Source organism: Burkholderia seminalis DSM 23518 (assembly GCF_902832885.1).
Taxonomy (GTDB): Bacteria; Pseudomonadota; Gammaproteobacteria; order Burkholderiales; family Burkholderiaceae; genus Burkholderia; species Burkholderia seminalis.
On sequence record NZ_CADFDK010000001.1, the window covers coordinates 492,938 to 507,936 of the forward strand.

Below are 14,999 nucleotides of genomic sequence, written 5' to 3' on the forward strand. Positions count from 1 at the left end.
ATTAAATCGAGCGTGTTTTTACAGAATACCCAAGTTTTTAGAGCGGATGTAATCGATGCCCCCGTGCATCGCATTAATCATTCCTGACATTCAGCGGTGGTTGCTTCTGCTAGGATCGCGCAGTGGATAAGAGGGGACCAATTGCGAGCGCTGGCTCGCAATCGTGACAGCATGAGAGACGTTGTCGCGCTGACTATCCGTTGCAAGCGCGTTCAAGACTAGACGACGAATTGCGTTTGGTCCTATCGGCGCTGAATTCAAACAAGATCGCAAGCAGGGACGCAGTTTGCGTCAACGAAGAATGAACAAGAAACGCTATCGGGTTGTGTTCAATCGCGCACGGGGCGCGATGATGGTCGTTCAGGAAAATGGCAGTTCGGCGCGCGCAGTAGGGAATTCACAAGGAGCGCGCGCACCATCGGGCTTGCCGGGGTTGCGAATCGTATGGCAGCCGATTGCGATGGCGGCCGCATTGTTGTTCGGTGTGCCGTTATTCAGCTTCGCGCAAATCGCGCCGACTCCTGGCACGAGCACACACGTGATCCAGACGCAGAGCGGCATTCCGCAAGTGAATATCGCCGCGCCGTCTGGCGCAGGCGTCTCGGTGAACACGTACAACCAGTTCGATGTTCAAAAACCAGGCGCGATACTGAACAACTCGCCGACGATCGCGAACACGCAGCAGGCGGGGATGATCAACGGCAACCCGAATTTCGGTGTCGGCCAGTCCGCGCGGATCATCGTCAACCAGGTCAACAGCAATGCGCCTTCGCAACTCAGAGGTTACGTTGAGGTGGCGGGCAACCGTGCCGAAGTGATCTTGTCAAACAGTGCGGGTATTCAGGTCGACGGCGGCGGGTTTATCAATACGTCGCGAGCCGTCCTCACCACCGGTACGCCTTACTACGGCACCGACGGATCACTCGGTGGATTCAACGTATCGCGCGGCCTGATTTCCGTGAGCGGTGCTGGCCTGAACGCATCGAACGTCGATCAGGTTGACTTGATTTCGCGCGCGGTGCAGGCCAACGCAGCGATTTACGCCAAGAATCTGAACGTCGTCGCAGGTTCGAACCAAGTCAACCACGACACGCTCGCGGCGACACCGATCGCTGGCGATGGTGCGGCACCGGCGATCGCAATCGACGTGAGCCAACTCGGCGGCATGTACGCGAACAGGGTCTTTCTCGTATCGAACGAGTTTGGTGTCGGTGTCGCGAACGCCGGGACGATCGCGGCACAAGCAGGCGACCTGACGCTGCAATCCAACGGCCAGCTTGTACTAACGGGCAAGGCGACTGCAAGCGGTAATCTTTCCGCAATGGCGAGCAGTATTCAAAACACCGGAACGACGTATGCGCAACAGAGCGCAAACGTTTCAGCAGCCGGTGTGTTGTCGAACAGCGGGACGCTCGCTGCGCAGCAAAATACGACGGTCGACGCAGGTAGCATCAACTCGACCGGAACGCTCGGTGCGGGCGTAAATAACGATGGCTCAGTCGGAAAAGGCGGCGACCTGAATCTGTCGAGCACGGGACAACTGACGGCGACCGGGCAGAACGTCGCGGGCGGGAGCGCGTCGATTTCCGGCAGCGGCGTCAATCTCGCAGGCAGCCAGACGGCCGCGAACGGCAATGTGTCGCTGAACGCGAACGCGGGCGACCTGAACCTTGCGAACGCGACGACGAGTGCGCAGGGGGCACTCAATGCGAAGGCAGCGGGTGCGTTGATCAACGATCAAGGCGCGCTGTCGAGCCAAGGCAACGCAACGTTGACCGCGGACAGCATTTCAAATCAAAGCGGCAAGATATCGGCGCAAGGTTCGTTGAACGTGCAATCGAACGGTGCGATCGCGAATCAGGGCGGTACGCTGGTTTCGGAAAATTCGGTACAGGTGCGCGGCGGTGCGATCGCAAACAACCAAGGTACGATCCAGAGCGCGGCCGGAATGAACATTTCGGGAAGCTCGTTGGACAACAGTGCGGGTCGCGTTACGTCGCTGAATTCGGATGGTTTGTCCATTACGACGACGGGGCAACTGACGAATGACGCCGGTACGACCGCACTTGGCGCACAAGGCGGTGTGATTGGCGGTAACGGCAGTGTGGCGATTCAATCGGGCAGCGTCGTGAACCACGGCACGGTCAGTGCACAAACGAATTTGAACGTCGGCACGCAATCACTCGACAATGGCAGCGGTGCGTTGTCAGCTGCGCAAAACGCGGTGATCGATGCAGGTGCGCGGTTGACGAATGGTTCGGGCAGTATCACCGCCGGACAATCCGCGACAGTGGATGCCGCGTCGCTGAATAATGATGCGGGTTCGGTACAGGCGGCACAGTTGTCGCTCGTGGCGACGAATTTGTCGAACCATGGCGGCACGATTACACAAACCGGGACGGGCACAATGAATGTTGCCGTCTCGAACATGCTCGATAACTCAAGCAACGGCGTGATTCAGACCAACAGCACGGACCTGAACCTCACGCCCGCGACACTGATCAACGATCACGGAAAAATTGCTCATGCCGGGAGCGGTGCGCTGTCGATTTTCACCGGTGCATTGTCGAATCAAGGCGGCACGATCGCGACCAACGGGGCATTGAGCCTGAAAGCCTCAGCCGTATCGAATAGCGCAGGTACGCTGGCCGCGCAGCGTCACGCGGCGCTTGACGTGCAGTCGTTCGATAACCGTGCGGGCGGCTATGTCGGTGCGGACAGCATGACGCTGAAAGCTCAAGGCGGTGTCGATAACCGTACTGGCACGCTCGAAGCTAACAACGGCGTTTCAGTGACGGCCGACAGTCTCGCGAATGATGGAGGCTCACTTAAAAACGTGGGTGCAGGCGCGCTGTCAGTCATGACAGTAAACGCACTGACGAATACGGCGGGCGGCACCATCGGCGGCAACGGAGACGTTTCGGTATCAGCGGGCAGCATCGATAATTCCAGCGGCTCGCTGCTCGCGGGACAGGCGCTTTCAGTACAGTCGAACAGCGCGATCACGAATGCTGCCGGTCTTGTCCAGGCGAATGGGAATCTGTCGCTGCGAGCACAAGGCGCGATCAACAACAGCGCAGGGCAAATCGAAGCGAACGGTACGAATGCGGCGCTCGCGCTGTCGGGGAGCAGCGTCGACAACAGCGACGGGCGCATCGTCAATATCGGTAGCGGAGCGACAACGATCGATGGCGGTACATCGATCACAAACACGAACGCCTCCGGAAAAGCGGGGGCAGGCACGATTGGCGGAAACGGCGATGTTACGCTGACCGCGCAAACGCTCACGAACGCACAAGGTGGTCAGACGCTGTCCGGGCGAGATTTGACGCTGAATATTGCAAACGACGTAAGGAATGCGAGTGGCGTGCTGTCAGCCGCGAACAACCTCAAGTTGAGCGCGGTAAACGCAGCACTGGCGAATCAGGCTGGATCGATTCGTGCAAATGGCGCGCTGTCGCTCAACACTGCATCTATCGACAACGCGTTCGGCAAAATCGGCAACGACACTGGCACCGGCGGCAGTGTCTCAATTCAGACCGGCACGCTTACCAACCAGAATGGCGTGATCGGCAGCGATCAGGATCTGACGCTAACCGCGAGCACGTTGAGCGGTGATGGTTCGATTGTGGCGGGCCGAAACGGTGCGGTGGCACTCGGTAGCGATTACACGCAGACCACGGCGAACAAGTTGCACGCAAATGGGGACCTCACGTTTTCCACGTCGGGAAAACTGACGAACCGAGGCGTGCTGGATGCCAACGGCGCGCTGACCGTGAACGCTGCGAACGTGGAGAACCAAGCAGGCGCCGATCTGAATTCCAGTAAGACGACGGTCAACGCGAACGGCGGCGCGATCGATAACGCAGGTCGCATCGAAGGCGATACGGTTGCGACCAACAGCGCGACGCTGAACAACACCGCGACGATCATCGGCCGCGAAGTCAGCACCACTGCGAACACGATCAACAATACCGGTGCGGCGGCCGTGATTGCGGCGGCCGAACGGGTGAATTTGTTCGCGTCCAACCAGTTGTCGAACACGGGCGGCGCGAATATCTTCAGCGCGGGCGATATCAATATCGCCGCGAACGGTCAGCGCGACGCGAACGGGTTTCTCGCGAACCGTACGCAAAATGTCTTGAACGATCAGTCCACGATCGAAGCGCAAGGCAGCGTCGAACTCGCGGCTGGTACGTTCACGAACACACGTCCGGCTCCCGTAGTGACTACTGAAACCACGAGCACGACGAGCAAGCACGAAACCAAACGTCAGAAGTACATCGTGTGCGCGACGATGAATGCAGACCCGAACGGCGGGTGTTCGCAGGCGATGTGGGTCAACGGTTACAAGACGCCGCTCACTTCAACCTATAGTCCTTCGCAGGTTGTATCGGAAACGTCCGGACCAAACGCGACTGACAAGGTATTGGTCGTGAACGTGAACGGCAAGCAGCAGACGATTTATTACAACACGCTGACGACCAACGCGGACGGTACGGTTACGGTCAACTATTGGGATGCATACGATCCGCACGTCAACTACGTTCCGGATACGGAATACACGACGCGCAGCGATGGCCACAACGGCTATCAGCGTGTCGAAATCTGGCGCGACACGACAACCACGGTCCAGCAGGACAAGGTAACGAGCCAGGCGCAACAGGCGCAACTCGTGGCTGGCAACAACATCGTGATGAAGAACGTCGGGACGATCAACAACGAATACAGCTCACTTGCGGCGGGCGGGTCGATCAAAATAGGCGACTCGGATGTGTCCGGCAGTGCAGGTTCAGGCAGCTACGGTGGCACGGTCGTGAACAACGTCGGGCGGACGCTGTATCAGTATCAGACCGACAGTATCGTATCGATGTACGCGTGGAACGAGGATACGACGCGGGATCGCGGAACGATCGTTCAGCCTTCGAAGGTCTATACACCCGTTGCCATCGGCGGCACGGGGGGCACGATTGTCGCCAACCAGTCGGTGATCATCGACGCGAAGGATGTCAACAACCAGAACGTCGCGGCGCAGAATTCTTCGACGGGCGCAACTGGCGGCACGCTTGGAAATAATTCGGCCAATGAGGGCGTGTCCGGTGGAAAGTTGACGCCGGTCGGTGCCGCAGGCGGGGCATCGACGCCTGTTGGTGCGCAGCAATCGGTGGCGAATGCGTCCGGCGCATTGCCGATCACGTTACCGACGAGCGGTCTTTATTCGATTCACGACGCACCTGGCCAGCCGTATCTGATCGTCACCGATCCGCGGTTGACGAGCTATACGAATTTCATTTCGAGCGACTACATGCTCGGCCAGTTGAACCTGAACCCGGCGAGCATCGAAAAGCGCTTGGGCGACGGGATGTATGAGCAGCAGATGGTGCGCAATCAGATTACGCAACTGACGGGGCGCACTTTCTTGCCGGGTTACGCGAGCGCCGAAGATGAGTATCGTGCGCTGATGACGAACGGTGCGAACTACGCGAAGAACTTCGGATTGGTGCCCGGCATGGCGCTGACCGCTGCGCAAATGGACGCGCTGACGAGCGATATCGTGTGGCTCGTTGACCAGACCGTGACGCTGCCCGACGGCAGCACGACGCACGTGTTGGCTCCGGTCGTCTACATGGCGCAAACGCATGCGAACGATCTGCAACCGACCGGTGCCCTGATTGCGGCGGACGACGTTGAGATTCACACGACGGGCAGCACGACCAACACGGGCGTCATCAAGGGCGGCACGAAGACGATTCTCACCGCGACCGATATCCTGAATCGCGGCGGCACGATTTCGAGCAGCAGCGCGAACGGCACGACGGTCGTATCGGCCAGCAACGACGTGGTGAACTCGTCGGGGATGATCACTGGCAACCGGGTTGCAGTCAGCGCTGGCCGGGATATCGTCAACACGACGCTGGTTGATGCGGTGGGTGCGACCGGTGCATCGGGCGCAAGTAAGGCCAATACAAGCTTGATCGGCCAGCAAGGCACGATCGCAGCAACGGGCGACCTTTCCGTGCAGGCTGGTCGCGACCTGACGCTTCACGGTGCAAGTCTGTCGGCCGGCGGCGATGCGCTGGTCACGGCGGGCCGCGATATCAACGTCGATACGGTTCAGTCTACGACGAACCAATCGATGTATCTGAGTGATCAGCATCATTGGGAAGAATCCACGACGAAGAACGTAACGAGCGGCATTACCGCAGGCGGCAGCGTGGGGATGCAAAGCGGTAACGATACGACGCTTAAGGGCGCGAATGTATCGGCCGGCAAGGATTTGTCGGTACTGGCTGGCGGCAACCTCACGGCAACGACGGTCACCGACACAGCGAAGCTCGATAACGTCGCGACCGATGGGCGCGCGCGCAAGGAAGTAGACCATACCTACGACGAAACCGCAGTCGGCACCACCTTCTCGGCTGGTCGCAATGCAGCATTGTCGGCCATCGACATCGCTGATGCGTCGAAAGGCAATGTCACGTTGACGGGCTCGTCGGTTACGTCGGGTACCAACAGCGTGACGCCGGGCGGTGTGACGATTGCCGGCAGCGGTAACGTGACGATCAACGAAGGCCGTGAGGAACACGACAGCTACAAGAACGTCCAGACGAAGCGCGGCAGTTTCGTATCGGGTTCGACCACCAAGGAATCGCACGACACGCAAGCTAACATCGGTGTCGCGAGCACCGTATCGGGCGATACCGTCAGGATTCAGTCCGGCCAGGACATCACGGTTCAGGGCAGCAACGTAGTCGGCACAAACGATGTCGATCTGTACGCGGCGCGTGACGTCAGGATCACGACTTCGCAAGATACGGTGAAGTCGGCGAACAGCTTCGAGAAAAAGGAATCGGGCCTCATGTCGAACGGAGGCATGTCGGTTTCGATCGGCACGCGCTCGATGACGGATCAGCAGCATTCGACGGAAGTCACGAACACCGGCAGCATGGTCGGTTCCTTGAACGGCAATCTGAATGTGACCGCCGGAAGCAACCTGCACGCTACCGGTAGCACGTTGCACGCAGGTAATGACGTGTCGCTCGAAGGCAAGACTGTCAAGATCGATTCGGCTTACGACACGATGAGTCAGGCGGAACAGCAGCAATACCGACAGGCTGGCGTGACGGTTGGCGTGACCAGCCCCGTCATCGCCTTGGCACAGACCGGCAGGCAGATGGTCGAAGCGGCTGGAAAAACCAAGGGCGATCCACGTCTGACCGCGCTGGCGGCCGCAACGACGGGCCTTGCTGCGAAGAACGCCTATGATGCAACGGGCGGCGGCGATCCGTCGGCACTCGGCAAGACCGTCGGTATCAATATTTCCGTCGGCGCGAGCAAGAGCGACAACCAGTCGCAATCGCAAGCGAGTACGGCAGTCGGTAGTGCGGTGTCGGCTGGCCGCAACGTATCGATAAAGGCAACGGGCGCTGGTGCCGATAGCAATATCGACGTAATCGGTAGTACGATTTCGGCCGGTGGCAACGCTAAGCTTGCCGCAGACGGCAAGGTGAATCTGGAAGCGGCTGAAAGTACCAGCAGCCAGTCATCGAAGAATAGTGGCGGAAGCTTCGGCGTCGGAGTGTCGATTGGGGGCGGTAAGCAGAATGGAATTGCATTCACGGCTGGCGTCGCGGGCAATCGAGGAAACACCGATGGCAATTCAACCGCTTGGACGAATACGCACGTCACGGCAGGCGATACGCTGACGATTCAATCCGGCAGCGATACGAACATCAAAGGTGCGGTCGCGTCCGGCAAGCAAGTCGTCGCGGACGTGGGCGGCAACCTGAACGTCGAGAGCTTGCAGGACACCGACCATTACAATTCGAAGCAACAAGGCGCAGGCGTATCGGTCAGCGTGTGCGTGCCGCCGTTGTGTGCCGGCCCGTCGAGTGTATCGGGCAACATCAGTCAGCAGAAGATGAACAGCGACTACGCGTCCGTCGCCGAACAGTCGGGCATTAAGGCTGGCGACGGCGGTTATCAGGTCGATGTAAAGGGCAATACGGACCTGAAAGGTGGCGTGATCGCGAGTAACGACAAGGCTGTACAGGACGGCAAGAACAGCCTGACGACGGCGACGCTGACGACGAGCGATATCCTGAATCATGCGTCTTACGACGCGTCGTCGGTCGGGATTTCTGGCGGTTACGGCGGCGGCATCGGTAAGAACCAAAAGGGAACGGCCGATAACGTAAATCCGGTTGCCGGCACGAACCTCCCGGATCGCGGCGGATTTTCCGCTACTCCCCCGATTGCGTTGAGCGCATCGGACAATGCGAGTTCAACCACGCGTAGCGGGATCAGTGGCGGTTCGCTCAAGATCACCGACAACGCCAAGCAACAGCAGATGACTGGCAAGTCTGCCGACGAGACAGTCGCGAGCGTCAATCGCGATACGTCGAATACGGGCGGCACGCTCGCGCCTATTTTCGACAAGGACAAGGTGCAGGCCGGGTTTGATATCACCAGTCAGTTCATCAATCAGGCTGGCACGTTTGTCGATAATCGGCTAAAGGAAGCGGATGCAGCAAAAGCGGCATCGAAGAATCTCGACCTGACGCCCGAACAACGGGCAGCAGCGCAGCAGAAAGCCGATCAGTTGATGGCAGATTGGGGGCCGGGTGGGACCTACCGGCAGGTACTGTCGGCGTTGACGGCAGCAGCAGGCGGCAACGTCACGGGTAGCAGCGGACAGTTTGTTCAAGCTGGCGTCGTGAACTACTTGCAACAACAGGGCGCGTCGTACATCGGTGATCTTGTCAAGACGGGCGCGGTCACGGAAGGCAGTCCGCTGCACGCAGCAATGCATGCGATCGTGGCCTGTGCTGGCGCGGCTGCAAGTAGTCAGAATTGCGGCGCTGGTGCGATAGGGGCAGCGACGTCGAGCCTGTTGAGCAATCTGTTCACCGATAGTCCGAACGAAACCGCGACGGAGAAGCAGGCCAAGGGGAGCCTGATTTCCAGCATTGTCGCGGGCGTTGCCACCGCCGGCGGACTGAACGCAGCGACAGCAACGACGGCGGGTCAAACGGAAGTCGAAAACAACTTCCTCACGCAGCCTGAGCAGACCGCACGCTCGTTGGCGAAAATCAGTTGTTCGACGGCAGCCGATCCGTCGGTGTGTAACCAGAAGGTCAAGCAGCAGTATGGCAAGCTCTGGGAAGCGAACGAAGCCAAGGTAAAGGACTGCGCCAGTGCCGATGCATGTAAGGCCGTGCTTACCGATCTTCGGCAGCAGCAAGTCGAATACGGTGCTCGCGAAAACGAACTGCAACAGAAGCTTCGGAATACCGGGAGCCTGTCTGCCGCCGAGATGGACGAGCTGCTGAATCTCAAGTCGTCCGACACGAATTTAATGTCGCTCCGTACAGCAGCGCTTCAGAGCTACACGCGCTATGCTGGCATGGATGCGCTCAAGTCGTTGCAGGGGTCGGAGCTGATTGCGGAGCTTGGAATCGGAGCATCACCGGGTGCCGGCTTCGGCGTGGCGGCGGCCATTACTGGCGTTGGACGCAATGGGTTACCCCTGGTTAACGGGCGCTACCCAATTAACAGCAAATACGCCGATCAGCAGTTTCCGATGGACAAGCTGTCGCCTGAGATTCAGCAGAAGTATCCCCAAGGAATTAAATTTAATTCGCAGGGGTTCCCTGATTTCTTGCCCTACGCGAAGGCTAAAACAGACATCAGCAACTTGACTGGCAACTATCGAACTGATGAAGCTCTTGCCAATAAGAAGGTCGGACTATCGGAAACTCCCGAAGGCTATGTTTGGCACCACGTCGAAAATGGTCAGACTATGCTTTTGATACCGCAAGACCTTCATAATGCGGTGCGCCACACAGGTGGGTCCGCTGTCCTTCAACCGCCGGGAGATTGACGTGAAAATTGAGGCTCGCAAAGCATTGCCGGCGCCATCGTCGGATGCAATCAAAAATCTTGAGGCAACCATAAAGGTGAGTTTACCTCAAGAATATATTGACCTGCTTGGGACAATGAATGGTGCTTACATCCAAGAGAATATATTTGATATTCCTGGGGGCAACAACGCGGGGGTAAGTCAATTTATTCCTTTTGATAAAATCATCTATTGCAAATCGCTCATTGAACAAACCGGGCCGAAGAAATTTCTACCATTTGCTTACGCGTCTGGAGGGAATTATGTTTGCTTGTCGATCAAGGAACGCGAATTTGGGGTGGTGTATTTCTTTGACCATGAAGTGCCGGGAGTGAAGGCTCTTACAAAGATCGCCCCCTCTTTATCCAAATTTCTTGACGTACTTCGCCCATTCTCTGTGGGCGACGTTGAGCTTGATCCAAATGATGTTGGTGAGGTCTGGATTGATCCTGACTTCCTTAAGCAAATAAGAGGCGAGCGTTAATTGAGGGGTATTGATATTTTTTCGTTGAAAACGATTGCCGATGAGATAGCAGGATCGAGGGTTAGGTGAAGATAAAATCAACGAAACGATTAGCGGTGTTGCCTCTCACGGCATTGGTATCGCTCATGGTACAGGCACAGCAAGCGCCTACACCGGCCGATCGTGCCGCTGCCGCGCGTGCAAACGCCGAACAAGACCGACAGGCGAAGCAGCAACGTGACGCGCAGCAGCGGGAAGCCACTGTGAGTGCCCCTGCTGTTCGATCGGAAGTACCCCAAGTCGAAACGTATCCGTCGTTGCCGACCGAGCAACCGTGTTTCCGTATCGACCGCTTCGCGCTCGATGTACCGGATTCATTGCCCGACGCCGCAAAGTCGCAAGGGGCATCCGCATTGCCGATGGATCGATTCGCCTTCGCGCGCGAATGGCTCGCTCACTATTCCGGCCAGTGCGTCGGGAAGCAAGGCATAGATACGATCGTCAAGGGACTGTCGCGCGCGATCCTGGCGCGCGGCTACATCACGACGCGTGTCCTACTGTCGGAACAGGACCTGTCGACGGGGACGCTGAAGCTGGCGCTGGTGCCCGGCGTAATCCGGCATGTGCGGCTTGCGGACGAGAAGCTGCGCGGCACCTGGAAGACCGCGTTCCCGACCGGAGACGGTGAACTGTTGAACCTGCGCGACCTCGAACAGGGTCTCGAGCAGATGAAGCGCGTGACGAGCCAGGACGTGTCGATGCAGATCGTGCCGGCCGACGTGCCGGGGGCGAGCGACGTAGTGCTCGATGTGAAGCGCGGCAAACCGTGGACGGTCGTCGCCTCGATCGACAATTCGGGCACACGCGCGACTGGCAAGCTACAGGGCAATCTGTCGATCGGCATCGACAATCCGCTCGGCCTGAACGACATCTTCAACGTCGGCGTGAGCCAAGACCTTGAACTCGGTGACAAGCGCCTTGGTTCCCACGGCTGGAACGGTTTTTATTCGATCCCGTGGGGCTACTGGACCGCAACGTTATCGGCCTACACGAACACGTACTACCAGCAAATCGCGGGCGTGAATCAAACGTTCGTGGCGAGCGGGAATTCCAAGACGATTGATTTCAAACTGGCGCGCGTGCTTGCACGCAGTCAGAACGACGTGTTGGGCGGCTACGTCCGTTTGCTGCGTCGCTTCGGTCAGAGTTTCATCGAAGATACGGAAATCTCGCAGCAGCGCCGCAACAACACGTTCGTTGAATTCGGCCTGACCGATCGTCACTACTTCGACGGGGCGCAGTTCGACGGCACGCTGGCGTACCGGCAGGGCGTCGGAGGCTTGGGTGCGCAGGACGACATTCTTGCTGCCGGTGGTGGTCCGACTTACCGTTTCAAGATGGCGGTACTCGACGCGAACCTGTCGGTGCCGTTCGCGATCGCGAAGCAGCCGTTCCGATACTTGACGAGCATTCACAGCCAATATACCGGGAACTCGCTGTACTACATCGATGACTTGACGATCGGCAGTCGCTACACAGTTCGCGGTTTCGACGGCGAAACGATGCTGGCGGCGGCGCGCGGCTTCTACTGGCGCAACGAACTGCAGATGCCGATCGGACAGACCGGACAGGCGATCTATGCAGGACTGGATTACGGTCGCGTTTGGGGGCCGCAACCGGTTGCGTTGGTCGGTACGCAGTTGGCCGGTGCCGTAATCGGCATCAAGGGCAGCGTCGCGACGCGCTTCGGCGGCTACGGTTACGACCTGTTCGCCGGTACGCCGGTCTACAAGCCGTCTGGATTTCCGACCGCGCGCGTCACGCTCGGGTTTCAAGTGACGGCTCAATTCTGACCATTTTTCCCGACCGCGATGACAAGAAGTCTAGCGTGCAGATTTTCAGTGCAGTACAAAAGGGGACAAAACCTTGAAATCGATAAAACAAAATTCTGCGCTGATTCTCATGGCAGCATCGGCGACACTTGCCGGCTGTGCTTCGAACATGGCGGACATCCCGCGCGAGCAAAAACTCGCACCGGTTGTTGTGTACGTCGAGTCGTGCGGCAATTACCAGCTTGACGGCGCGCTATCGAAATACGTTTGGGATACGGTTGAAATCAAGTATGAGAACCGTCGTCGGAGGATGAATCAGTTGCTCAATATGTGCAACAAATTCAACGCGTCGATTGCGTCGGCGATCTCTGCGGAAGGCATCAATGCAAGGATCGTGTCCGTGACGACCGAAGAGCCGCCGACGCAGGAAGTTCGCGACCGGGATGCCGTCGCCTTGGGGGCAACGTATGCGCTCTACGTTGGAAAGCCGATCTTCAAATCGATTCTTCAATCATCAGGACAACGGCCGCTTACGATTGTCGCCTACGACCTGAACCTTTACCGGGTAGGAAGAAACAAGCCGATCGGGACGGGGGAAGCGAACGATTTGGATGCGAGCATCGCCGCAAATCGTGTTGCGCATACGCTTGTTGAGCGCTGTAACCCGAGTTTCGTATATGGCTGCGCCAATGACCCAAGTTACGGGATTACTGGAACAGTTGGCGGTTGAACTTCGAGCAGCCCGTGGATAGAAGACTTACAAGGTATGTCCGGCGAACCGGATCATCGAAGTGCGCACGGATGGCACGCTGTTCGACTCCGGTGGGAATTACGAGGAATTCCTGACGAGTCTGGGGCAGGAGTAAGTATCCTGAGTCGTACCTGATCCGTTGCACCCAAGAGGGCCGCCGAGTTGTACTTGGCGGCCCTTTTTGTTTCCGCCGGTTGCGACGCCCGCTGGCGTCGCCCATTCCGGTTTCCTCTGCTCAATCGACTTCGGGTAAATTACACTCCAAACGCACGTCGCCATTCCCCATTCCGACCCGGAGCCCGTTTCTCGATGCAGGACCATTCTCTCCCGCTCGACCTGTCCGGCCTTGCGCCAAGCCTGTACGCGCAGGGCACCGAGGAGGGCATCCTGTCGCGCATGATGGAGCGAATCGCGCCAGTCAATCGCTTCTGCGTCGATATCGGCGCGAGCGACGGCCTGCGCAACAGCAACACCGCGCGGCTGCTGCGTGAGGAAGATTGGGCCGGCGTACTGGTGGAAGGCAGCGCATACCGGTTCGGCAAGCTTGCCGCTCACTACGCGGGTGCAGAGCGCGTCCGGCTGCATCACGACCGCGTCCAGCCCGACACGGTCGACCACCTGCTCGCCGATGCGGACACGCCTGAGGACTTCGACCTGCTATCGATCGACATCGACGGCAACGACTACTGGGTCTGGCGTGGGCTGCAAGCGTTCAAGCCGCGCATCGTCGTGATCGAGTACAACCCGTACTACACGCCGCCCGAGCGCTGGGTCATGTGCTTCAACCCGGATCACGAATGGGACGGCTCGACCTATTACGGCGCAAGCCTCGAATCGCTCGTCCATCTCGGCAGGCAAAAGGGCTATGAACTCGTCTGCTGCGACGACATGGGCAACAACGCGTTCTTCGTGCGGCAGGACCTGTATCCGCTGCTGGGCATCGCGAACAACGATCCTTCGGTGCTGTTCCGGCCGGCGATGTACAAGCTGCGCTACGTCGGGCACAACACGTTCCTGACCGGTCATCCGTATCGGCACGGGCCGGCCGAGCATATCTGAATGGGGCCGCTCGCCGCCACCTTCGACGAGATTCGAGAGGCCTACGCGCTCGGCCGCGGTCCCGCGCCGCGCCGGGTCAGTGAACGCGTGTGGCATCTGCCGGCCGACGGCGGCGATATGGCCGTCAAGCTTTACGCGTCCGAGCACCATGCACGCGCGGCAAAGGAGGCTGCCATCCTCGCGCACCTCGAAACTCACGGCGATACCCGGTTCCATGTACAGACGCTGAAGCGCACGACGGACGGCGATCCGCTGTGGACGGGGCAACACTCGCACGCGCTGCTGACGCGCTGGGAGGCCGGGCAGTTCAGGACCTACGACACGTTTTCACCGGCCGAATGGGATGCGCTCGGCGCCAGTCTGGCCGCGTTGCACCTGGGCCTCGAACAGTTTCATCTGCCATCACTTGATACGATTCGCGCGCGCTTGGCTGCAATCGACGTGGATGCGGTGCGCCGCAGCCTGCTGGATGCATTGAATCGCTCGCGCTCGAACGACAACGCCGCGAACTTGCGCCGTTACGTCGATCTCGCGCTGCGCATGCTCGATCGCTACTATCCCGGCAGCCTCGACGCGTTTCCCGCCGACGACCCGCAGCACCCGATCCACAACGACTACAACCAGTTCAACTATCTGTTCACGGGCCGGCTGCCGCCGCTGATCCTCGACTGGGAAGCGTCGATCGGCGCGCCGCGCGAATACGAACTGGTACGCTGCCTGAATCATCTGCCGCTGGAAGCGCCGCAACGGGCGGAAGCGTTCGTGCGTGCCTACCAGCGGGTGCGGCCGGTGAATCCGGCGCGTATCGCCTGGGCGGTCGATGCGGCGTGCCTGCAGCACGCACTCAAGCTGTGGATCGTGCAAGGCTGGCTGGACGATCCGTCGCGCTTCGCGTCGCACCTGAGCGGCGCGGTGACGATGGCATCCGCGATGGTGGACGCACGCGGCCATCTGGTCGATTTCTTTTCCCGTTGCGTGGAAGCAGGAAGCTGA

The 14,999-nt window shown here is 59.0% G+C and carries 6 protein-coding genes and 1 pseudogene; all 7 read left to right on the forward strand.

Annotated elements, in window-relative coordinates; all coding sequences use genetic code 11:
* Nucleotides 1-301: 301 nt before the first annotated feature.
* The 7 genes and pseudogenes from HWX00_RS02295 (at nt 302) to HWX00_RS02320 (ending at nt 14,999) form a co-directional block, all read left to right on the forward strand.
* Nucleotides 302-9,883 carry a hemagglutinin repeat-containing protein gene (locus HWX00_RS02295; protein WP_175028103.1) on the forward strand — a complete coding sequence of 3,194 codons (9,582 nt, stop codon included), beginning with the start codon at nt 302-304 and terminating at the stop codon, nt 9,881-9,883.
* 1 nt (nt 9,884) lies between these two features.
* A complete protein-coding gene (locus HWX00_RS02300) occupies nt 9,885-10,385 on the forward strand; it encodes an SMI1/KNR4 family protein (RefSeq protein ID WP_175028102.1) in 501 nt (166 codons plus the stop codon).
* Nucleotides 10,386-10,510: 125 nt separating this feature from the next.
* Complete coding sequence (locus HWX00_RS02305; RefSeq protein ID WP_226193742.1) at nt 10,511-12,217, forward strand: ShlB/FhaC/HecB family hemolysin secretion/activation protein; 1,707 nt, start codon at nt 10,511-10,513, stop codon at nt 12,215-12,217.
* A 73-nt stretch (nt 12,218-12,290) separates the two neighbouring features.
* On the forward strand, nt 12,291-12,926 hold the full coding sequence (locus tag HWX00_RS02310; protein ID WP_175028101.1) for a hypothetical protein: 636 nt from the start codon (nt 12,291-12,293) through the stop codon (nt 12,924-12,926).
* 43 nt (nt 12,927-12,969) lie between these two features.
* Nucleotides 12,970-13,062: pseudogene (locus HWX00_RS37350) on the forward strand (ABC transporter ATPase); the annotation flags it as partial.
* 194 nt (nt 13,063-13,256) lie between these two features.
* Complete coding sequence (locus HWX00_RS02315; RefSeq protein WP_175028100.1) at nt 13,257-14,006, forward strand: FkbM family methyltransferase; 750 nt, start codon at nt 13,257-13,259, stop codon at nt 14,004-14,006.
* Nucleotides 14,007-14,999 carry a phosphotransferase enzyme family protein gene (locus tag HWX00_RS02320; protein ID WP_175028099.1) on the forward strand — a complete coding sequence of 331 codons (993 nt, stop codon included), beginning with the start codon at nt 14,007-14,009 and terminating at the stop codon, nt 14,997-14,999.

Coding starts and splice junctions, on each gene's coding strand:
- HWX00_RS02295 (WP_175028103.1), top strand. CDS start 302: ATGAACAAGAAACGCTATCGGGTTGTGTTCAATCGCGCACGGGGCGCG.
- HWX00_RS02305 (WP_226193742.1), top strand. CDS start 10,511: ATGGTACAGGCACAGCAAGCGCCTACACCGGCCGATCGTGCCGCTGCC.
- HWX00_RS02315 (WP_175028100.1), top strand. CDS start 13,257: ATGCAGGACCATTCTCTCCCGCTCGACCTGTCCGGCCTTGCGCCAAGC.
- HWX00_RS02320 (WP_175028099.1), top strand. CDS start 14,007: ATGGGGCCGCTCGCCGCCACCTTCGACGAGATTCGAGAGGCCTACGCG.